Source organism: Luteibacter sp. Sphag1AF (assembly GCF_014192715.1).
Lineage (GTDB): Bacteria > Pseudomonadota > Gammaproteobacteria > Xanthomonadales > Rhodanobacteraceae > Luteibacter.
In genome coordinates, this window is the sequence record NZ_JACHYH010000008.1 from 100,226 (window position 1) to 119,914 (window position 19,689).

The window sequence follows — 19,689 nt, forward strand, 5'->3', positions numbered from 1 at the left end:
GCGTGCGACGCGATGTGCAACACCGAGCTTAGCAGCGGCCCGCAGCCCCCGACATCCCGGCAGTCGCGAGTTAAGCGCTAGCATGGGCGCCCATCACGTTTTGTCGGGAATGGCATGGGCGCTTCAGAGGGGTTTTCCGTTGGCCAGATTCGGGAGACGACACACGGCGACAGTGATGACTTGCTGACCGCAGGACTTGGACTCCGTGGCCTTGCCGGTACGCTTTCTCCCTTCGCCGACCCGGCGCATCCCACTGCGCAGGAATTGCGCCGCCGGGCCATTCAGTCGAGCTGGCGCGGCATCGCCGACCTGGGGCGGCTCGGTGGTTTCGGCACGGTGTATGGCACGTTGCCGGCGGTAGCCGGGCGCGAGTTCCATGCGTTCGCGCGGCTACCTGATGCGCGCCACCCGCACCGCGTGCTGTTGCAGGTGCCCGATCATTTCGACACGACGACCCGTTGCCTTCTGGTGGCGCCCTCGTCCGGTTCGCGAGGTATTTACGGTGCTATCGCCGTGGCGGGTGCGTGGGGCCTTCCCCGGGGCTGTGCCGTGGTCTACACCGACAAGGGCACGGGCTCGGGCTACTTTGATCCGGCCGATGGTACGGGTACGACGCTGGAGGGGATCCGGGCGCCCATGGGCGAGGCCGAACTGGAGTTCTCGTTGCCTGACGCGCCCACCGACGCGGGAATTGCCGTAAAGCACGCGCACTCCGGCGACCAGCCGGAGCGCTCGTGGGGCCAGCATGTGTTGCAGGCCGCGAGGTTCGGGCTGGCCATGCTGGATCGGGCGTTTCCTTCCAGGGCGCCCTTCACCGCAGCCAACACGCGGATCATCGCGGTAGGCCTGTCTAACGGCGGCGGGGCGGTGCTGCGCGCGGCGGGCGAGGATGTCGACGGGTTGCTGGCGGGAGTGGTGGCCCTTGAGCCCAACGTCTACGTGGCGGGACGGGGACGCCCGCTGTTCGATTACGCCACCGAGGCTGCGGTGATGTTGCCCGCCGCACTGGGCTCACCCGTGTTCGACGGCGTGCCTTTTGCCCGCGCCGGGCTGGCGCCTCCTCCGGGCTGGGCTCTTCGCGGCGCCAGCCTCAAGGCACACGGAAGGCTGGCGTCGTTCATGCCGGGCGGCCAGGCGACCGAAGCGCTGGATGCATTGCGGGCGTCGGGGTGGACCCAGGAAGCGCTGGCGGTGGGAGCGTCATCCACGGCACTGGATCTCTGGCGCGCCGTGACGGCGGCTTACGCCTCGTCGTATTTGCGGCGCGGGCCGGCCGACATGCCGGGGGGCTTCTCCTGCATGTCGCTCAATGCACAAGGGCTGCCCGGGCCCGCTGATGCACGCGTAAAGGCCGCATGGTGGGCCGATGGCGCTGGTATCCCGCCCGGGCCGGGGCTTGCCCTGGCGGGTGGCACGGATGTGTCGCTGGACCCCACCTTGCCTGGCAACCTGTCGTTGCGGCAGCTGTGGGCCGGTAGCGAGGGCGACGCCGTCGCGCTGCGTCAGGCGGTGGACGCCACGGCGGTGAACCTGCCTCGCGATGGTCTGCCCGTATTTGTCGTGCACGGCACGCACGACGGGCTGGTGCCCATGGCATTCAGCTCGGAGCCTTATGTGCAGTGGCTTCGGGCGTCCGGGCGCGCGCCGGTCTTCTGGAAGGTGCCGTACGCCCAGCATTTCGACGCCTTCCTGTCGTTCCCCGATTTCGGCGATCGCCACGTGCCGCTGCTGCCGTTCGGCTATGCCGCGCTTGACCGGCTATGGGAGCACCTGACCGAGGGCAGGGCGCTGCCGGAGGATGCGCTGGTCAATCGCACGCAGCCGCGTGGGGCGGGCCCGCTGACGGCAGAGCACCTGGGCCTGCACTGAAAAGTGTCGTTTTCGTCACGCCATGACGCTTGAACTCCGGAGGCAGGGGCGCCATCTTCGGTATCCTTTGCGGCCTTCCGGGCAGTGGCGCTGTGCCATTGGTCCGGTTTTTCAACGATTTACAGGAAAAGCGATGACCATCAACGTCACCTTCCAGACCACCAAGGGCGATATCCACCTGCGCCTGCACGACGACAAGACCCCGGTCACCGTGGCCAACTTCGTCAATCTGGCCAAGCGCGGCTATTACGACGGCCTGACGTTCCATCGCGTCATCGCCGACTTCATGGTCCAGGGCGGTTGCCCGGAAGGCAGCGGTCGCGGTGGCCCGGGCTACCGTTTCGAAGACGAATTCGACGCCAGCCTGCGCCACGACAAGCCGGGCGTCCTGTCCATGGCCAACGCCGGCCCGCGCACCAATGGCAGCCAGTTCTTCATCACGCATGGCGCCACGCCGTGGCTGGACGGCAAGCACAGCGTCTTCGGCGAAGTGGTTGGCGCGGAAGACCAGAAGGTGGTTGACTCCATCGTTCAGGACGACACGATCACCAAGGTCATCGTCGAGGGCGACGTCGACGCGCTGCTGGCAGCGAAAGCCGACCGGGTTGCCGAATGGAACAAGACGCTCGACGAGCGCGGCTGATTGCTGACCGTCGGGTAAAAAGAAACCGTCATCCGCGAGGGTGACGGTTTTTTTCTGCCCCATGGTCTGGCAAGCGCGTGATAAAATGGGCCTCTTTGCTCACGCCGGATCGAGGAAACGATGCCCCAGCTTGCCCAGCGTATGGGTCGCGCGAAACCCAGTGCGATCATGGTCATTGCCGAAAAGGCGAAGAAGCTCAAGGCCGAAGGCCGCGATATCGTCAGCTTCTCTATCGGCGTTCCCAACTTCCTCCCCGGCGACCACGTTTACGCCGCAGCGCGCGAAGCGCTGAGCACGGACTCCGGCCAGTACGGCAGCAACCGCGGCCCCGACGTCCTGCTTGATGCCTTCATTGCACACATCGAGGCCCTGGGTCTTACCGGCTACACCCGCGCCAACATCACGACGGGCGTCGGTGCGAAGCAGGTGTTGTACAACCTGGCAGAAGCGCTGCTGGACGAAGGCGACGAGATCGCGTTCCCGGCCCCGTACTGGACCAGCTACCTGGACATCGCCGAAATCGTCGGCGCGAAGATCAACATCCTGCCGTGCCCGCCGGAGCAGAACTACAAGCTCACGCCGGCACAGCTTGACGAGGCACTGGCGCGCAAGCCGCGCGTGTTCCTCTTCAACAACCCGTCCAATCCCACCGGCATGGTCTACACGCGCGACGAAATCGCAGCGCTTGCCGATGTGATCGCGAAGTACCCGGACACCTGGGTCATCACGGACGACATCTACAACACCATGGTGTTCGATGGCGTGGGTTACCACAACTTCGTGCACGTGCGTCCGGAGTTGAAGGACCGCGTCATCTTCGTTGACTCGCTGTCCAAGACCTACGGCATGCCGGGCTGGCGCGTGGGCTTCATCGCCGCGCCCGAAGTGGTGGCCAAGGCGGTCACCACGCTCAACTCCAACCACATCACCAGCCTTCCCGAAGTGGTTCTGGCCGCGGCGCATGCTGCGCTGTCCGGCCCGCAGGATGTGCCTAAGACCAAATGCGCCGAGTTCGCCATCAAGCGCGACCGCGTCTACAACGCCCTGGTGTCCATCCCGGGCGTGGTTTGCCCGCGTCCGCAGGGTGCGTTCTATGCGTTCCCCGATGTGTCGGTTGCCTTCGGCAAGAAGCACAACGGCGTGGCCATCAACAGCGACGTGGATTTCTGCGCCGTGCTGCTGGAAGCCAAGGGCGTGGCCTGCGTGCCGGGCTCGGCCTTCGGTGAGCCGCGCGCCATGCGCATTTCCTATTCGTGTCCTGACGACGCACTCGACAAGGGCATGGCCCGCATCGTCGAGTTCTTCGCCGAACTGTCCTGATCGCCCCGATCAAAACGATTTCCACAGGAGTCACTCACATGAAAGCCCCCGTTCGTGTTGCCGTGACCGGCGCTGCCGGCCAGATTGGTTATGCCCTGCTGTTCCGTATCGCCGCTGGCGACATGCTGGGCCCGGACCAGCCGGTCATCCTGCACCTTCTCGAAATCACCCCGGCGCTGCCCGCGCTGCAGGGTGTGGTGATGGAACTGAACGACTGCGCGTTCCCGACGCTTGCAGGCGTGGTTGCAACCGATGACGTGAACGTTGCTTTCAAGGACGTTGATTACGCGCTGCTGGTTGGCGCCCGTCCGCGTGGCCCGGGCATGGAGCGCAAGGATCTGCTCGAAGCCAATGGCGCCATCTTCGGCCCGCAGGGCAAGGCCCTGAACGATCACGCCAAGCGCGACGTGCGCGTGCTGGTTGTCGGCAACCCGGCCAACACCAATGCGCTGATTGCCCAGCAGAACGCTCCGGATCTCGATCCGAAGTGCTTCACCGCGATGGTCCGCCTTGACCACAACCGTGCCCTGTCGCAGCTGGCCGAGAAGACCGGCGCGCACACCACGGACATCAAGAAGGTCACCATCTGGGGCAACCACAGCTCCACGCAGTACCCGGACCTGCACCAGGCCTCGGTCAAGGGCAAGGCTGCGCTCGACCAGGTTGACCAGGCATGGTACGAGTCGGACTTCATTCCGACCGTGCAGCAGCGTGGTGCGGCCATCATCAAGGCTCGCGGCGCATCGTCGGCAGCTTCCGCTGCCTCGGCTGCCATCGACCACATGCGCGACTGGACCCTCGGCACCGCCGAAGGCGACTGGGTCTCGATGGGTATCCCGTCCGATGGCTCCTACGGCGTGGAGCCGGGCGTGATCTTCGGTTACCCGGTCACCGTGAAGGATGGCAAGTACGCCATCGTCCAGGGCCTGGAAATCAACGCGTTCTCGCAGGCTCGCATTGATGCGACCGAGAAGGAGCTGCGTGAAGAGCGTGATGGCGTGAAGCATCTTTTCGCGAAGTAAGTTTCGCGATTGCGCTACAAAAAAACCGCCGAAAGGCGGTTTTTTTTGTAGCTTTGAGGGGAGCGCATCGCGAGCAGGTGCGCTCCCCTGCAAACGAGTGATGCAGCAGCCCATGGAGACTGCTGCATCATCGGGTCAGGATGCTTCGCCCTGTTTGGGCGGGGCACCGCGACCCTCTACGTGGCCGCCGAAGCCCATGCGCATCGCGGAGAGCAGGCGCTCGGCGTACGTGTGCTCCTGGCGCGAGCGGAAACGTGCGAACAAGGCGGACGACAGCACTTCCACCGGCACGGCTTCCTCGATGGCGGCAGCGATGGTCCAGCGGCCTTCGCCGGAGTCGTCCACGTAGCCGGAGTAGTTGTCCAGTGCCGGGCCCTTGGCAAGTGCGCTGGCGCAAAGATCCAGCAGCCACGAGGACACCACGCTGCCACGGCGCCACACTTCGGCGATGTCGGCCACATTGAGGTCGAAGCGCTCGCCATCGGGCAACTGCGGCTGATTGCGGTTGCGCATGATGTCGAAGCCTTCGGCGAAGGCTTGCATCAGGCCGTATTCGATACCGTTGTGGACCATCTTGGTGAAGTGACCCGAGCCGGCCGGGCCGGTGTGCATGTAGCCGTTTTCAACGCGCGGATCAGCGCCTTCGGGACGCTCGGTGCGCGGGATGTCGCCAGCGCCCGGTGCCAGGGTGGCGAAGATCGGGTCCAGATAGTCGACCGTTTCCTTGTGCCCGCCAATCATCATGCAGTAACCGCGTTGCAGGCCCCATACGCCGCCCGACGTGCCGACGTCGACGTAGTGCATGCCCTTCTGGTCCAGGACCTTCGAGCGGCGCACGTCGTCTTTGTACATGGTGTTGCCGCCGTCGATGATGATGTCGTCTTTGGACATCAGTTCGGTCAACTGGGTGATCGTGTTTTCGGTGATATCGCCGGCCGGCAGCATCACCCACACGGTGCGCGGCGCGGGCAGCGCTTCGATCATGGCAGCAAGCGAGGTGACGGCTGTGGCGCCGTCCTTGGCCAGCGTGGCGCGGGCTTCCGGGTTGTTGTCGTAAACCACGCACTGGTGGCCGCCAAGCATCAGGCGACGTGCGATGTTGCCGCCCATGCGGCCAAGTCCGATCAAGCCGATCTGCATGTGTTATGTCCTCAAGGTGTGCAAGCGGGAGCTATATGCGGGCATGACACGGCTCCGCAAGGTATACCAAAGCATATTGTGCGCCCTTTTCAGGGCGGGGCCTCGAAATCCAGTACCGGTCCCACGGGAACGATGCGTGTGGGATTGATCTGTACATGACTCATGTAGTAATGCTTTTTGATGTGCTCGAAGTTCACGGTATCGGCAATGCCCGGTGCCTGATACAGCGCACGCGTGTATGCCCATAAATTGGGATAGTCGATGATGCGGCGGACGTTGCACTTGAAGTGCCCGTGATACACCACGTCAAAGCGCAGCAATGTGGTGAACAGGCGCCAGTCGGCTTCGGTCTGCTGGTCGCCACACAGGAAACGCTTGTCGGCCAGATGCATCTCCAGCCAGTCCAGGGTGTCAAACAGCGGTGCGATGGCTTCTTCGTACGCTTCCTGCGATGTGGCGAAGCCCGCCTTGTAAACGCCGTTGTTGAGCGTGTCGTAAATCCTTTCGTTGTATGTGTCGATCTCGCCACGCAGGGCGTCGGGATAGTAATCGCCACGTCGCGCGCCCACGGCGTCAAATGCGCTGTTGAACATGCGGATGATGTCCGCCGATTCATTGCTGACGATGGTGCGGCGCTGTTTGTCCCACAGCACAGGCACGCTCGCGCGCCCACTGGCGCCCGGGTCGGCCAGCGTATAAAGCTGGTGGATGGCCTGGACGCCGTTGACATCGTCCGGAATCACGCCGTCGGCGGGTGCGAATGTCCAGCCTTCGTCAGCCATCAGCCAGTGAGTGACCGAGATGCCGACCATGTCTTCCAGGCCCTTCAGCGCGCGGAAGATGGTGGTGCGATGTGCCCATGGGCAGGCACGGGCGACATACAGGTGGTAGCGGCCTGATTCGGCCTTGAACCCACCTTCGCCCGTGGGGCCGGGGGAGCCATCAGGGGTGATCCAGTGACGAAAGCGGCTGGTGTCCCGGACGAAGCGGCCCGCCGTCTTGTCGGTGCCGTAGCCCTGTTGGGTCCACTTGCCTTCCACGAGCTGGCCCATGCGTCGTTCTCCGCGTCGATGTCATCCCGCTATCCATAGCTTATGGAGAGAGAAAGTTTTGTCACGTGGCTTCGCCATCACGTCGTGTGCTGGTGGGATGGAGAGGTGCCCGGGTGTTCTGTCTTTGGCATTTCAATATTGGATTGCGCGGCAAATGCGTGTCGGTTTTTACCTGCGTCTGGCAGCGTAAATCCCCTACATCTTTTGCTGGGTTTTCAGATTAATCGCGTTCTATTTCCGGGACGGATGAGCACAATCCGGGGTGCCCTCATGGCAATACAGGATGATTACATGTTCAGGAAAACCCTTCTCGCGGCGACGATGGCCGCAGCCATCTTCGTCTCCACCTCGGCGATGTCCGCGACGGTGGTCGACTTTCAGCCGACCGTCGATTACGTCACCGGAAGCATCGTTCGCTTCAACGACGAACTCTTCATCGCCAAGTGGTGGGTCGGGGCCAACACGTTGACGCCCGCGTCGGTGGATGAAGTGGCCAACGAATGGGATACGCCGTGGAAACGTTACGACGGTGAGGTGGAAGGTCCGGGCCCCGGTCCTGGTCCTGGCCCCGAGCCGGGTCCGGGTGACGGCCCGTACGACGCCACGCGCTTTTACGAAGCGGGCACCAAGGTCATCTTCGCTGACCAGCTCTACATCGCGAAGTGGTACGTCAATCCGGGTCAGAGCCCGGCCGATATTGACCCGGCCCTGCCGTGGAATTCGCCGTGGAAGCTCTACACGGGCGACGAGGGCCCGGTCGAGCCGCCGCTGCCCCCGCCGCCGCTGGATGCCGTGTTCCGTGGCTTGCCGGATCTGCGTGCCGAGGAAGCTCATATGCTCTCCACGGCCTCCATGCAGCAGATCATTCATTCGGTGCGGACGCTGGACAACGCGACCGTGGAGAAGGTGGTGCCCGGTGCGGCCGGCAATCCGTCGAACGTGCGTCGCGTCGAAGGCATCCTGCCGGAGTCGGAGTTCGAGTTCCTGTTCCCGTATCGCGACCCGGCATACCGTTACACCGGCTTCCTGCAGGCCGTGGCGAAGTATCCGGCGTTCTGCGGCGATTACGACGACGGTCGCGATGCCGATGCCATCTGCCGCACGTCGCTGGCCACCATGTTCGCGCATTTCGGTCAGGAGACCGGCGGCCACGATGCGAACGACACCAAGGTGCCCGAATGGCGCCAGGCACTGGTGTGGGTCCGTGAAATGAATCTGTCCGAAGGCTTTACCGGTGGCTACGGCCTGTGCGACCCGGCGCTCTGGCAGGGCTTTGCGTTCCCGTGCGCCAAGCTTACGGAAGGTCCGGATGCGGGCAAGTTCAAGAACTACTTCGGCCGCGGCGCGAAGCAGCTTTCTTACAACTACAACTACGGCCCGTTCTCGCAGTCGGTGTATGGCAACAAGCACACGCTGCTGCAGTCGCCGGAGCTGGTGGCTGACACGTGGCTGAACTTTGCCAGCGCGGTGTTCTTCTTTGTGTATCCGCAGCCGCCCAAGCCCTCGATGCTCCACGTGATTGACGGCACCTGGGTACCGAACGAGGCCGACAAGGCAGATAACCGCCTGAAGGGTTTCGGCACCACCACGCTCATCATCAACGGTGGTGTGGAATGCGGCGGCAGCAAAGAGAACGCGCAGTCGCTCAATCGCATGCGCTATCACGGCGACATGGCCAACCATCTGAAGGCTACGATTCCTGCTGGCGAGCCGCAGGGCTGCGCGGGCATGAAGGAGTTCACGGAGGCAAGTTCCGCGGCCACCAAGCTGTACTGGGTCACGGACTATTCGTGGGTGGAAGGTGCTGTCGGCGGCCTGTCGTACAAGTGCCAGCTCACCGCTGAGCAGACGCCGTTCAGTGCGCTGGTTGAGCACGATTACGAGAAGTGTGTGCAGCACTACTTCCCGAACGTGACGACCTCGCCGCTGTAACCGCGAGAGGGAAGGCCGCGGCAGTTGCCGCGGCCTTCCATGCCCTATGGCAGGTGACAGGAGGTGCGGTCCCGTTATATTGGCCGTCTATATCCCGTTACGTGTTGCCTCCCATGACCCATGTTTCCCGCCGCCTCACGGCTGCACTGGTGCTTGCCTCCCTGGCCGGCAGCGCTTTCGCAGGTTCATACGATCCGCGCGAGACCTTCGCCCCCTTTACCTATCCGCAGCAGGCCACGGCGTACCGCTCCGGCAGCGGCATGCCCGGTCCCCTGTTCTGGCAGAACCGCGCCGATTACGAACTGACCGCCCAGCTTGATCCGGTGAAAAACCAGCTGACTGGCAAGGCCGTCATTCACTACACGAACAACAGCCCCGACGCGCTGGACGTGCTCTGGTTGCAGGTGGAACAGAACCGCTACCGCGAGGACGCGCGTGGCAACTTCACCTCCGGACGCACACCGAAGCAGCACACCGACGGCTATCGCATTGCCTCGGTCAAGGTGCAGCAGGGCGGCAAGCTGGTCGATGCCACGTATGTGGTAGCCGACACGCGCATGCAGGTACGGTTGCCCGCAGCCGTGGCGGCCCATGGTGGCAAGGTATCGGTCACCATCGAATATGCCTACGACTTGCCCGGGGACTTCGGCGGCCGCACGGGCTTCGCAGGTTCAAAGAACGGCAACATCTACGAGATGGCCCAGTGGTATCCGCGCCTGTGCGTGTACGACGACCTGCGTGGCTGGGACACCGCCCCGTTCCTCAACAGCGAGTTCTATCTGGAATACGGTGACTTCGATTATTCGATCACCGTTCCCTCGGACATGATCGTGGCCGGCTCCGGAGAGCTGGTGAATCCCGAGGACGTGCTGACGGCAACCCAGCGCGAGCGACTGGCGAAGGCACGCAACAGCGACGCCACGGTGATGATCCGTACGCCCGCCGAAGTGACGGACCCGGCCAGTCGTCCGAAGAAGGGCGGCACGCTCACCTGGCATTTCCGCATGAAAAACACGCGCGATGTCGCCTTCGGCGCATCCACGGCATACGTATGGGACGCCGCGCGCATCAATCTGCCTGAAGGCAAAAGCGCGCTGGCCATGTCGGTATATCCGGTGGAAAGCGTGGGCAATCAATCGTGGGGCCGTTCCACCGAATATCTGAAAGCATCCGTCGAGCATTTCTCCACCAAGTGGTATCCGTATCCGTACCCGGTGGCGATCAACGAAGGTGGCTCGGCAGCCAGTGGCATGGAATACCCGGGCATCGTCTTTGATCCGGCCGAGGCCAATCCGAAAGAGCTGCACATGGTCACGGCGCACGAGATCGGCCACACATGGTTCCCGATGATCGTGGGTACGGACGAGCGCCGTAACGCCTGGATGGATGAGGGCTTCAACACGTTCATCGACGTGTATGAGGCGGATGCGTTCCACGGTGGCGAATTTGCACCCAAGCGCGATGGCGAGTACGCGCCCAAGGGGGGCAACCCGGTGGATGAAATCCTGCCCTTGCTGGCTGATGCGGATGCGCCGCCGCTGCTGATGGGTGCGGACATGGTCAAGGAGAAGTACCGCCATCCGGCCACGTACTTCAAATCGGCACTGGGTCTGGTGCTGCTGCGCGAGCAGATCATCGGGCCGGAGCGTTTCGACCCTGCCTTCCGCAAATACATCGCCACGTGGGCGTACAAGCATCCTTCGCCCTCGGACTTCTTCCGCCTGATGGAGAGTGAGGCGGGTGAGGATCTGTCGTGGTTCTGGCGTGGCTGGTATCAGAACAACTGGCAGCTGGACCTGGCGGTCACGCATGTGGCGTATGTGGACGGCGATTTTCAGAAGGGCACGCAGGTGACCATCGAAAACCTGGACAAGCTGGTCATGCCTTCGACGCTGCGGGTGACTTACGCCGACGGAGGGGTTACCAATGTGCGCGTGCCTGTGGAAACCTGGCAGCAGCACACTTCCTTTGTGGTGACCGTGCCGGGTACGCGGCGGGTGACTTCGGTGACCATTGATCCGGATCATGTGCTGCCGGATCGCAACCGGGCGAACAATACGGTGGCGGGTCCTCAGTAGCCCCCGCTGGCAGCGGGCAAACTCGCTCCCATAGCCGAGGTGGAATCGCAGATTTCTGCGATTCCACCGGGCGATTGGCGGCGTCACGGTCGTTGCGTACTATGCGCGAATGAATACCACCTCGCCCGTCATTACCCGCAGCACCGGCGCTTCGACAGCTGTCGCCCTCGTGATCGCGGCGGTGGCGTGGTTTGCGGTGGGTCTTCAGTACTGGCTGATGCTCTGGCGGGGCGACAGCCTCAACGAGACAGTGCGCTTCGCCAGTTATTTCACGATCATCAGCAACATCATCGTGGCGCTGGTTTGCACCTTCGTCACCACGGGGGGCAATGCGTCTTTCATGGCATGGTGGCGGCGACCCCGCGTGATGGCGGCGACCGCGGTTTACATCCTTGTGACCGGCCTGGTTTACGCCGCGCTCCTGCAACGCCTGTACCACCCGCAGGGGCCGCAGCTCTGGGCGGACATGGCGTTGCACAAGGTGGTGCCCGTGGCATATCTGCTGTGGTGGGCCTTTCTTACCCCGCACGGCGCGCTGCGCTGGCGCGATGCGTTTGCCTGGCTGGTGCTCCCGGCGGTCTACCTGGGCTGGACGCTGGCGCACGGCGCCTTGTCCGGTTTCTATCCCTATCCATTCATCAATGTGGCGCAGCTGGGCTATCCCCATGCGTTGCTGAATGCGCTCGGCGTGGGCGTGCTGTTCTACACGCTGGGTCTCATGCTCGTGCTGGTGGATCGCCTCCTCGGCACAAAAAACACTGCGATTTGACCGCTGGTTCACGGTAGCGCTGCCATAACCTGAAGGTCGCTCACGGCGACGCTCTCCCAGCGCTCACCACGTTAGTGCACTTCTTGCACAGTGGTCTTTCCGTCACCCGCAGGCGGCGAAGCCGTTCAGGCGCGCCGCGAGCAGACCGAGGTTTCCCGATGAGCAAGGCACCCCCCAAGGCACCCGCTTCCGGCGCACGCAAGACAGCACGCGCACCCGTCGACCCCAAGCTTCAGGATATGGAACGCAACACCGCCGATGCGTCCGGTCAGTTCATGACCACCGATCAGGGCACGCGCATCAATGATGACCAGAACTCCCTGAAAGCAGGTGATCGTGGAGCGACGTTGCTGGAGGATTTCATCCTCCGCGAGAAGATCACCCATTTCGATCACGAGCGCATTCCGGAGCGGATCGTGCATGCACGCGGTGCGGGCGCGCATGGCTACTTCGAGGTGTACGAGTCGATGGCGCCTGTCACCCGTGCGGCCTTTCTGCAAGACCCCGGAAAGCGCACCCCTGTCTTTGTGCGCTTCTCTACCGTGGCCGGGTTTCGCGGCTCCACGGACCTCGCCCGCGATGTGCGCGGTTTCTCTGTGAAGTTCTATACCGAAGAAGGCAATTACGACCTGGTTGGCAACAACATTCCCGTCTTCTTCATCCAGGACGCCATCAAGTTTCCCGACCTGATTCACGCAGTAAAGCCCGAGCCGCACAATGAGATTCCCCAGGCGGCATCCGCCCATGACACCTTCTGGGATTTTGTGTCGCTGATGCCTGAGTCGATGCACATGATTATGTGGGCGATGTCTGATCGTGCCATCCCGCGCAGTTACCGGATGATGGAAGGCTTTGGTGTTCATACGTTCCGTTTCGTGAACGCGAAGGGCAAGGCCAGCTTCGTGAAGTTCCACTGGAAGCCGAAGCTTGGCGTGCATTCCGTGGCATGGGATGAAGCACTGAAAATCTCGGGCAATGATCCGGACTTCCATCGCCGCGACCTCTTCGACGCCATCGACCATGGCGATTTCCCCGAATGGGAGTTCGGCGTGCAGATCATTCCGGAAGGTGACGAGCACAAGTTCGACTTCGACCTTCTGGACCCGACCAAGCTCATTCCGGAAGAGCAGGTTCCCGTGCAGCGCATCGGCCGGATGGTGCTCAACCGCAACCCCGACAACTACTTTGCCGAGACCGAGCAGGTGGCATTTCATCCGGGGCACGTGGTGCCGGGCATCGACTTCAGCAATGACCCGCTGCTACAGGGGCGACTGTTCTCGTATACGGATACCCAGCTGTCCCGTCTCGGCAGTCCGAATTTTCATGAAATCCCCATCAACCGCCCCATCGCTCCGGTGCATAACCATCAGCGCGATGCGCATATGCGGCAGACGGTCGACAAGGGGCGGGTTGCGTATGAGCCGAACACGCTGGGCGGCGGATGCCCGATGCAGGCCACGTTCAAGGACGCGGGCTTCGTGAGCTATGCCGAGCGCATTGACGCGAAGAAGGTGCGGGCGCGCAGCCCGTCGTTCTTCGATCACTTCACCCAGGCACGGATGTTCCTGCACAGCCAGTCCACGCCGGAGTACAACCACATCGTCAGCGCGCTGCGGTTCGAACTGGGCAAGGTGGCGACGCCGGCCATCCGGCAGCGCATGCTTTTCATGTTGGCTCAGGTAGACAGGGAGCTTGCCGCCGCGGTGGGCGTGGGGCTGGGGATGGCGGTTCCGAAGAAGATCGAGGGGCTGCTTAATCAGAGCATTCCTGCCGACGGCGACCCGAAGCGCTTTCAACCCACGCCAGCCCGTGATGTGCCGCCGTCCCCGGCGCTGAGCATGGCCAACACGCCCAAAGACAGCATTGAAACCCGGCAGATTGCCTTCCTGATTGCCGATGGTTTCGACAGTTCCGACATCGCCACCGTGCGCAAGGCCCTGTTGGCTGGCGGGGCACAGGTGAAATTCGTGGCACCACACCTCGGGCAGGTGGCCGGCTCGCAAGACCCAGTCGAAGCGGACTTCAGCTTCCTTACCTGCAACAGCGTGCTTTTTGACGCCATTTACATTCCGGGCGGCCGCAAGAGCGTGGATGCGCTGAAGAAAATTCCGGACGTCGGGGTGTTTGTGACCGACGCGTGGCGCCACTGCAAGGCCATCGGCGCGAGTGGCGAGGCGGACGAGCTGCTGGTCGGTCTGCCGCATGGTGCTGGCACGAAGGGCAAGGACCCGGTGAACGACCGGTATGGCGTGGTGCGCGCGCAAGGCAAGGCTACGACGGCGTTTGCTGCGGCGCTGGTGCAGTCGATTGCGCAGCACCGTCACTGGGAGCGCGAAACACTGGCGTAAACCTGCGGACACGCGCATCACGGACGGGTGTCCTAGAATGGCGGCATGATCTTTCGCCGCTTTGAATCTCTTATCGACATCTTCAAGGAGGCGCCCGACAAGGCGCCTCCTTCGGGTGTTCTGCGTTTTTACGCCTACTACGTGCGCCAGGTCTGGCGGGTTTTCGCCGCTGCCCTGGTCGTTGGCCTGATCGTCGCCCTGATTGAAGTGGCGATGTTCGACTTCCTTGGCCGTCTGGTCGACATGGCCCAGAAGACGCCTGCCGCCACCTTCTTTGAAGTGCACTGGCGCGAACTGGCGTGGATGGGCCTGGTGACGGTGGTCATGCGGCCGATCTTCATCGGGCTGCACGATCTGCTGGTCAACCAGACCCTCACGCCCGGCATGACCACGATGATGCGCTGGCAGCATCATCGCTACGTGCTGAAGCAGAGCCTGGCGTTTTTCCAGAACGACTTTGCCGGTCGCATCGCCAATCGCATTCTGCAAACGGCTTCGTCGCTGCGACAGTCCACCGTGCAGATGGTGGATGCGCTGTGGTACGTCACCGTTTATGCGGGCACCGCCATTTACCTGTTTGCACGCGCGGACGTGCTTCTGGCCTTGCCGCTGGTGGCATGGATCGCCATTTACATCGGCATGCTGGTGTACTTCGTGCCGCGGGTGAAGCAGCGGTCGTGGCTGGCATCGGAGTCGCGCTCCAAACTGATGGGGCGCATTGTCGATGGCTACAGCAACATCATGACGCTGAAGCTTTTCGCGCACACCCATCGCGAAGAGGCCTATGCGCGCGAAGCGATGGCCGAGCAGACCGAGAAAGTGCGTTCGTCCTCGCGCATGGTCACCTCGATGGATGTCTCCATCACCACGCTCAACGGGTTCCTCATCGGCGGCACCAGCCTGCTGGCGCTGTGGCTGTGGTCACGCGGCTCTGTTTCCACCGGGCAGGTGGCGCTGGCCGTGGGTCTGGTGATTCGCATCAACAACATGTCCGGCTGGATCATGTGGGTGGTCAACGGCATTTTTGAAGACGTGGGTACGGTGCAGGACGGCATCACGACCATTGCCCAGCCGCGCGCCGTGGTGGATAGGCCTGACGCCGTGCCGCTGGTGGTCCGCCGTGGCGAAGTGCGCTTTGACGATATTCACTTCCATTACGGAAAGGCCGGCGGCGTGATCGGTGGCCTGGACCTGATCGTGCGTCCCGGTGAGAAAATCGGCCTGGTCGGCCCGTCAGGCGCGGGCAAGTCCACCCTGGTGAACATTCTTCTTCGCCTGTATGACCTGGAAGATGGGCGCATCATGATTGATGGCCAGGACATCGCGAAGGTCACGCAGGAGTCGTTGCGCTCTCAGATTGGCGTGGTCACTCAGGACACCTCGCTGCTGCACCGGTCCATTCGCGACAATCTGCTGTATGGGCGTCCGGACGCCACCGATGCGCAGATACGCGACGCGGTGCAGAAGGCGCGGGCCGACGAGTTCATCCCGATGCTGACGGACGGCGAGGGACGCACCGGCTTCGATGCTCATGCGGGCGAGCGGGGCGTGAAGTTGAGTGGCGGTCAGCGCCAGCGCATCGCCATCGCGCGCGTGCTGTTGAAAGACGCGCCCATCCTCATCATGGATGAGGCCACCTCGGCACTGGATTCGGAGGCCGAGGCCGCCATCCAGGAAAGTCTGGAAACCCTGATGCAGGGCAAGACGGTGATTGCCATCGCGCATCGCCTTTCCACCATCGCGCGCATGGATCGCCTGGTGGTGATGGAGCACGGCGCCATCGTGGAGACCGGCACGCATGCGGAGCTGATCGCTCACGGCGGTCTCTATGCGCGCCTGTGGCAGCACCAGACGGGCGGGTTTGTCGGCGTGGATTGATAGCGCCCGGAGCCGCGCTAGTTGCGCGGCTCCAGCGCCTCGCGCTCAAGCCATGCGATGAAGGACAGGGCCGCCGGCGTCGGCGGCCGGTGCGCGGAATGCACCACGTAGTAGGCGTAGCGTGTCGGCAATTCGGGACCGGGCAATCGCACCAAGCGGCCATCGGCGATGTGCTGGTGTGCCAGCCGCGTGCGCGCCAGCACGGCACCCAGGCCGGACGCTGCGGCATTGAGGCCGTCGGCCGAGTCGCTGATCGTGTGCATGGTGCCGGTGCGCGGATAGCGCACGCCGGCCGCCTTGAACCATTCCCGCCAGCCTTCCGGCGCAATGTCGGTCAGCAGGGGGAGGGTGGCAACATCCCCCGCCTGCGCGACTTTGGCCGCCAATTCTGGCGAGGCAAGTGGCTGGAGCGTATCGTCCATCAGGAATCGCGAGGTCAGTCCGGGCCATTGGCCCAGGCCGTAGCGGATGCCCAGATCCGGGCCGCCTTCGTCGAATCGCACCAGCGAGCGGTCGGTATCGACCGAAAGCCGGATAGTGGGATGGAGGTCGATGAAGCGGCGCAGGCGCGGGGTCAGCCAGTTTGCCGACAGCGACGGCAGGATGGTGATGCGCAGGCCGTTGTCCCGGCGGTGCTGCCGCAGCCCGTCCAGCACGGATTCGATTTCGCCCAGCGCGGAGCCTGCGGCGTCCGCCAGGAGGCGGCCCTCCGGCGTCAGCACCACACCGCGTGCATGCCTCTGGAAGAGGCTGACGCCCAGAGCCAGCTCCAGCTTGCGCACGTGGTGACTGACCGCGCTGGCGGTCAGGTGCAGTTCTTCTGCCGCATGGGCGAAGTTCTGGTGACGAGCCGCGGAGGCAAAGGCGGCGAGGGCGGGGAGAAGTGCTGAGCGCATGAGGTCGAGACTTGAGTGATTTTATAGGCTGGCTCAAGAAGCATGCGCTTGTTGAAATGCAGGTTCCAGCGACAATACACCGGCAGCCACAAGCGAGGTTCGTCATGTCGTCCGTATCAGGCAGTTCTCTTCCTTCCTCCGCTGCGCTGGCTGAGGCGCGCGATTGGCGCACTCCCGTGGAGCTGGTGGCCCTGGGCGCTATCTGGGGTGGATCGTTCCTTTTCATGCGCGTCGCGGCCAAGGATTTCGGCCCGTTCCCGATGGTGGCCACGCGCCTGCTGCTCGGCGCCGCCGTGCTGTTGCCGCTGTTGTGGCGCGCCCGCGCGGTCATTCGCTGGGTGCATGTGTGGAAAATGCTGGGCATTGGCGCTTTGAGTGCCGCCATCCCGTTCACTCTGTTCGCCTGGGGGGCGGAGCGCGCGCCGGCCGGCATTGGCGCCATTGCCAACAGCATGACCGTGCTGTTTGCGGCACTGGTGGCCTTTGTGGCGTTCGGCGAAAAGATCGGCACCCGCAAAGCCATCGCTCTGGCAGCCGGTTTCGTGGGCGTGGTGATTCTGGCCAGCGGCCGCACGGCGGGTGAAAACGTGGCTCCGGCAGCGCTGGCTGGTGCGCTCGCGGCGCTGTGCTACGGCATCGCCGGCAACCTGATCAAGCGTTACCTGTCTGATCTGCCGCCAACGGCTGTTGCGGCCGGCAGCCTGCTGGGCGCCGCTCTCCTTACTGCGCCGCTGGCTCTGGCGTCGTGGCCGACCGCGCCCATTCCGGGCAAGTCGTGGGCATGCGTGATCGCGCTGGGCGTGATGTGCACGGGGCTGGCCTATGCCTTCTATTTCCGCTTGATCCAGCGCATCGGTGCACCGCGCGCTGCCACCTCCACCTATCTGGTGCCGCTGTTCGGTGTGGCCTGGGCATGGATGTTCCTCGGCGAGGCGCTGACGCCGACCATGGCAGTGGCCGGTGCCATCATTCTGGGCAGTGTGATCTTCAGCCAGCAACGCAAGGCCTGACAGACAGCTTCCCTTGCCGGACGGGCCATGAAATAGTCCTGCCTGCCTTTTCAGAAGCCAGGACTATTCATGACCCTGCGTTCCCGCCTCGTCCTTTCCTTCGGTGTGTGCACCTTCGCCTTCGCTCTTGCAGCAGGCGCACAGGACGCCGCCCCGACCGCCGCTCCCGCACCGGTTGCGGCGGGTGCCACCGCCACTCCCGCCCAGCTTGCCGACTTCGACGCCTACGTGGACGCCGTGCGCAAGCAGTTCGACGTGCCGGGCATCGCCGTGGCCATCGTCAAGGACGGCAAGGTGGTGCTGGAAATGGGCTCCGGCGTGCGTCGCCTGGGCGAGCCGGCCAAGGTCGATGCGCACACACAGTTCGCCATCGCATCCAACACCAAGGCGTTCACTGCTGCCTCGCTGGCCATCCTGGCCGACGAGAAAAAGCTGGACATGAACGACCGCGTGGTGGATCGCCTGCCGTGGTTCCAGATGTCCGATCCGTACGTGACCCGCGAAATGCGCGTGCGCGATCTTCTGGCTCATCGCAGCGGCCTGAGCCTTGGCGCGGGTGACCTGCTGTACTGGCCGGCCACCACGTACACCACCGAAGAAGTGGTGCAGCGTCTGCGCAACGTGCCGCTGACCAACAGCTTCCGCGCCGAGTACGCGTACGACAACATCCTGTTTGCCGTGGCCGGGCTGGTGATCGAGAAAGTGTCCGGCATGACCTATGAGGCATTCCTGCACGATCGCATCTTCGTGCCGCTGGGCATGACTGAAACGCGCACCAACGTGACCGAAGTGTCTGCCGGGGAAGACGTGGCCATCGGCCATGCGAAGTACAACTTCAAGGAACTGAAGCCGGTTGAGCCGATGGCATGGCGCAACAACACCGCTGCTGGCGGCATCTATTCCAGCGTGCACGACATGTCCAGCTGGATGCGCATGCAGTTGAACGGCGGCGTGTACGGCACGGGCGCGGATGGCAAGGAGCAGCGTCTTTTCAGTGCCGCCCGCCAGAAGGAAATGTGGTCGCTGATTACGCCGATCCGCATTCCGGAACCGTCCGTGCCTGCGCTGGCTGCGGCCAAACCGAACTTCTCCGGTTACGGCGAAGGCTGGTTCGTTTCCGATTATCGCGGGCACAAGCTCGTGTGGCACACGGGCGGCTGGCCGGGCATGGTATCGCGCGTGACGCTGGTGCCTGATCTGAAGCTGGGCATCGTGGTGCTGACCAACCAGGAGTCGGGCGCGGCCTTCCAGGCCGTGACGATGCGCGGCCTGGATGCCTTCATGGATGCGCCGAAAACCGACTGGATCGCTGCGTACGATGCCGCGGTGAAGAAGAGTGAAGCTGGCGCCGACGACAGCATGAAGAAGCACGAAGCAGCGCGTGCGAAGGGCTCAAAGCCGTCGCTTCCGCTGGATGGCTATGCGGGCACGTATGTTGACCCGTGGTACGGCGAGGTCACGGTGAAGAAGGAGGGCGGCAAGCTGGTCATGCGCTTCTCGAAGACCGCGCAGCTCACCGGCACGATGGAGCCGTGGCAGCACGACAGCTTCATCGTCCACTGGAATGATCGCTCGCTCAATGGCGATGCGTTCGTGAACTTCGCGCTCACGCCGGATGGCAAGATTCGTGAAGTGCGCATGGAGCCCGTATCGCCACTGACCGACTTCAGCTTCGACTTCCAGGATCTGCGTCTGACGCCGAAGGAATAACCGCTGTGTGGGAGCGAGCAAG

14 protein-coding genes are annotated in these 19,689 nt (G+C 63.4%); 11 read left to right on the forward strand and 3 right to left on the reverse strand.

Annotation, left to right across the window (positions count from 1 at the left end):
- Positions 1–114 precede the first annotated feature (114 nt).
- The 4 genes from FHW69_RS16690 to FHW69_RS16705 all read left to right on the forward strand — a co-directional run bounded on the left by FHW69_RS16690 (position 115) and on the right by FHW69_RS16705 (position 4,854).
- Positions 115–1,869 (forward strand): 3-hydroxybutyrate oligomer hydrolase family protein, encoded by a 1,755-nt coding sequence (locus FHW69_RS16690; protein ID WP_183424235.1) that lies wholly within the window; start codon positions 115–117, stop codon positions 1,867–1,869.
- A 133-nt stretch (positions 1,870–2,002) separates the two neighbouring features.
- Entirely contained in the window at positions 2,003–2,512 is a 510-nt protein-coding gene (locus FHW69_RS16695; RefSeq protein ID WP_183424236.1) for a peptidylprolyl isomerase, read from the forward strand.
- 120 nt (positions 2,513–2,632) lie between these two features.
- A complete protein-coding gene (locus FHW69_RS16700) occupies positions 2,633–3,832 on the forward strand; it encodes an aminotransferase class I/II-fold pyridoxal phosphate-dependent enzyme (RefSeq protein ID WP_183424237.1) in 1,200 nt (399 codons plus the stop codon).
- 38 nt (positions 3,833–3,870) lie between these two features.
- Complete coding sequence (locus FHW69_RS16705) at positions 3,871–4,854, forward strand: malate dehydrogenase (protein WP_183424238.1); 984 nt, start codon at positions 3,871–3,873, stop codon at positions 4,852–4,854.
- A gap of 135 nt (positions 4,855–4,989) precedes the next feature.
- Here FHW69_RS16705 and gnd read toward each other — a convergent pair whose 3' ends face one another.
- Both gnd and FHW69_RS16715 read right to left on the reverse strand, forming a co-directional pair.
- Positions 4,990–5,994: a phosphogluconate dehydrogenase (NAD(+)-dependent, decarboxylating) gene (gene gnd / locus FHW69_RS16710; RefSeq protein ID WP_183424239.1), complete on the reverse strand. Its 1,005-nt coding sequence runs from the start codon at positions 5,992–5,994 to the stop codon at positions 4,990–4,992.
- An 89-nt stretch (positions 5,995–6,083) separates the two neighbouring features.
- Positions 6,084–7,046, reverse strand: coding sequence for a glutathione S-transferase family protein (locus FHW69_RS16715; RefSeq protein WP_183424240.1), 963 nt, complete (start codon positions 7,044–7,046; stop codon positions 6,084–6,086).
- Positions 7,047–7,337: 291 nt separating this feature from the next.
- On the opposite strand from FHW69_RS16715, the gene FHW69_RS16720 reads away from it, so the two are divergent.
- The 5 genes from FHW69_RS16720 to FHW69_RS16740 all read left to right on the forward strand — a co-directional run bounded on the left by FHW69_RS16720 (position 7,338) and on the right by FHW69_RS16740 (position 16,051).
- Positions 7,338–8,978, forward strand: a complete 1,641-nt coding sequence (locus FHW69_RS16720; RefSeq protein ID WP_183424241.1) for a glycoside hydrolase family 19 protein — start codon at positions 7,338–7,340, stop codon at positions 8,976–8,978.
- 113 nt (positions 8,979–9,091) lie between these two features.
- Positions 9,092–11,056 carry a M1 family metallopeptidase gene (locus FHW69_RS16725; RefSeq protein WP_183424242.1) on the forward strand — a complete coding sequence of 655 codons (1,965 nt, stop codon included), beginning with the start codon at positions 9,092–9,094 and terminating at the stop codon, positions 11,054–11,056.
- A gap of 109 nt (positions 11,057–11,165) precedes the next feature.
- Positions 11,166–11,825: a Pr6Pr family membrane protein gene (locus tag FHW69_RS16730; protein ID WP_183424243.1), complete on the forward strand. Its 660-nt coding sequence runs from the start codon at positions 11,166–11,168 to the stop codon at positions 11,823–11,825.
- A 239-nt stretch (positions 11,826–12,064) separates the two neighbouring features.
- On the forward strand, positions 12,065–14,173 hold the full coding sequence (locus FHW69_RS16735; protein ID WP_255494872.1) for a catalase: 2,109 nt from the start codon (positions 12,065–12,067) through the stop codon (positions 14,171–14,173).
- A 45-nt stretch (positions 14,174–14,218) separates the two neighbouring features.
- Positions 14,219–16,051, forward strand: a complete 1,833-nt coding sequence (locus tag FHW69_RS16740) for an ABC transporter ATP-binding protein (RefSeq protein WP_221195597.1) — start codon at positions 14,219–14,221, stop codon at positions 16,049–16,051.
- 17 nt (positions 16,052–16,068) lie between these two features.
- On the opposite strand, the gene FHW69_RS16745 is transcribed toward FHW69_RS16740, so the two are convergent.
- Positions 16,069–16,947 carry a LysR substrate-binding domain-containing protein gene (locus FHW69_RS16745; protein ID WP_183424245.1) on the reverse strand — a complete coding sequence of 293 codons (879 nt, stop codon included), beginning with the start codon at positions 16,945–16,947 and terminating at the stop codon, positions 16,069–16,071.
- A gap of 104 nt (positions 16,948–17,051) precedes the next feature.
- On the opposite strand from FHW69_RS16745, the gene FHW69_RS16750 reads away from it, so the two are divergent.
- Together FHW69_RS16750 and FHW69_RS16755 are read left to right on the forward strand one after the other, a co-directional pair.
- Positions 17,052–17,957 (forward strand): DMT family transporter, encoded by a 906-nt coding sequence (locus FHW69_RS16750; RefSeq protein WP_183424246.1) that lies wholly within the window; start codon positions 17,052–17,054, stop codon positions 17,955–17,957.
- 69 nt (positions 17,958–18,026) lie between these two features.
- Positions 18,027–19,667 carry a serine hydrolase gene (locus tag FHW69_RS16755; protein ID WP_183424247.1) on the forward strand — a complete coding sequence of 547 codons (1,641 nt, stop codon included), beginning with the start codon at positions 18,027–18,029 and terminating at the stop codon, positions 19,665–19,667.
- Positions 19,668–19,689 lie beyond the last annotated feature (22 nt).

Excerpts from the sequence above, each read along its gene's own strand:
- FHW69_RS16690 (WP_183424235.1), top strand. The coding sequence starts at position 115 with ATGGGCGCTTCAGAGGGGTTTTCCGTTGGCCAGATTCGGGAGACGACA.
- FHW69_RS16695 (WP_183424236.1), top strand. The coding sequence starts at position 2,003 with ATGACCATCAACGTCACCTTCCAGACCACCAAGGGCGATATCCACCTG.
- FHW69_RS16700 (WP_183424237.1), top strand. The coding sequence starts at position 2,633 with ATGCCCCAGCTTGCCCAGCGTATGGGTCGCGCGAAACCCAGTGCGATC.
- FHW69_RS16705 (WP_183424238.1), top strand. The coding sequence starts at position 3,871 with ATGAAAGCCCCCGTTCGTGTTGCCGTGACCGGCGCTGCCGGCCAGATT.
- gnd (WP_183424239.1), bottom strand. The coding sequence starts at position 5,994 with ATGCAGATCGGCTTGATCGGACTTGGCCGCATGGGCGGCAACATCGCA.
- FHW69_RS16715 (WP_183424240.1), bottom strand. The coding sequence starts at position 7,046 with ATGGGCCAGCTCGTGGAAGGCAAGTGGACCCAACAGGGCTACGGCACC.
- FHW69_RS16720 (WP_183424241.1), top strand. The coding sequence starts at position 7,338 with ATGTTCAGGAAAACCCTTCTCGCGGCGACGATGGCCGCAGCCATCTTC.
- FHW69_RS16725 (WP_183424242.1), top strand. The coding sequence starts at position 9,092 with ATGACCCATGTTTCCCGCCGCCTCACGGCTGCACTGGTGCTTGCCTCC.
- FHW69_RS16730 (WP_183424243.1), top strand. The coding sequence starts at position 11,166 with ATGAATACCACCTCGCCCGTCATTACCCGCAGCACCGGCGCTTCGACA.
- FHW69_RS16735 (WP_255494872.1), top strand. The coding sequence starts at position 12,065 with ATGGAACGCAACACCGCCGATGCGTCCGGTCAGTTCATGACCACCGAT.
- FHW69_RS16740 (WP_221195597.1), top strand. The coding sequence starts at position 14,219 with ATGATCTTTCGCCGCTTTGAATCTCTTATCGACATCTTCAAGGAGGCG.
- FHW69_RS16745 (WP_183424245.1), bottom strand. The coding sequence starts at position 16,947 with ATGCGCTCAGCACTTCTCCCCGCCCTCGCCGCCTTTGCCTCCGCGGCT.
- FHW69_RS16750 (WP_183424246.1), top strand. The coding sequence starts at position 17,052 with ATGTCGTCCGTATCAGGCAGTTCTCTTCCTTCCTCCGCTGCGCTGGCT.
- FHW69_RS16755 (WP_183424247.1), top strand. The coding sequence starts at position 18,027 with ATGACCCTGCGTTCCCGCCTCGTCCTTTCCTTCGGTGTGTGCACCTTC.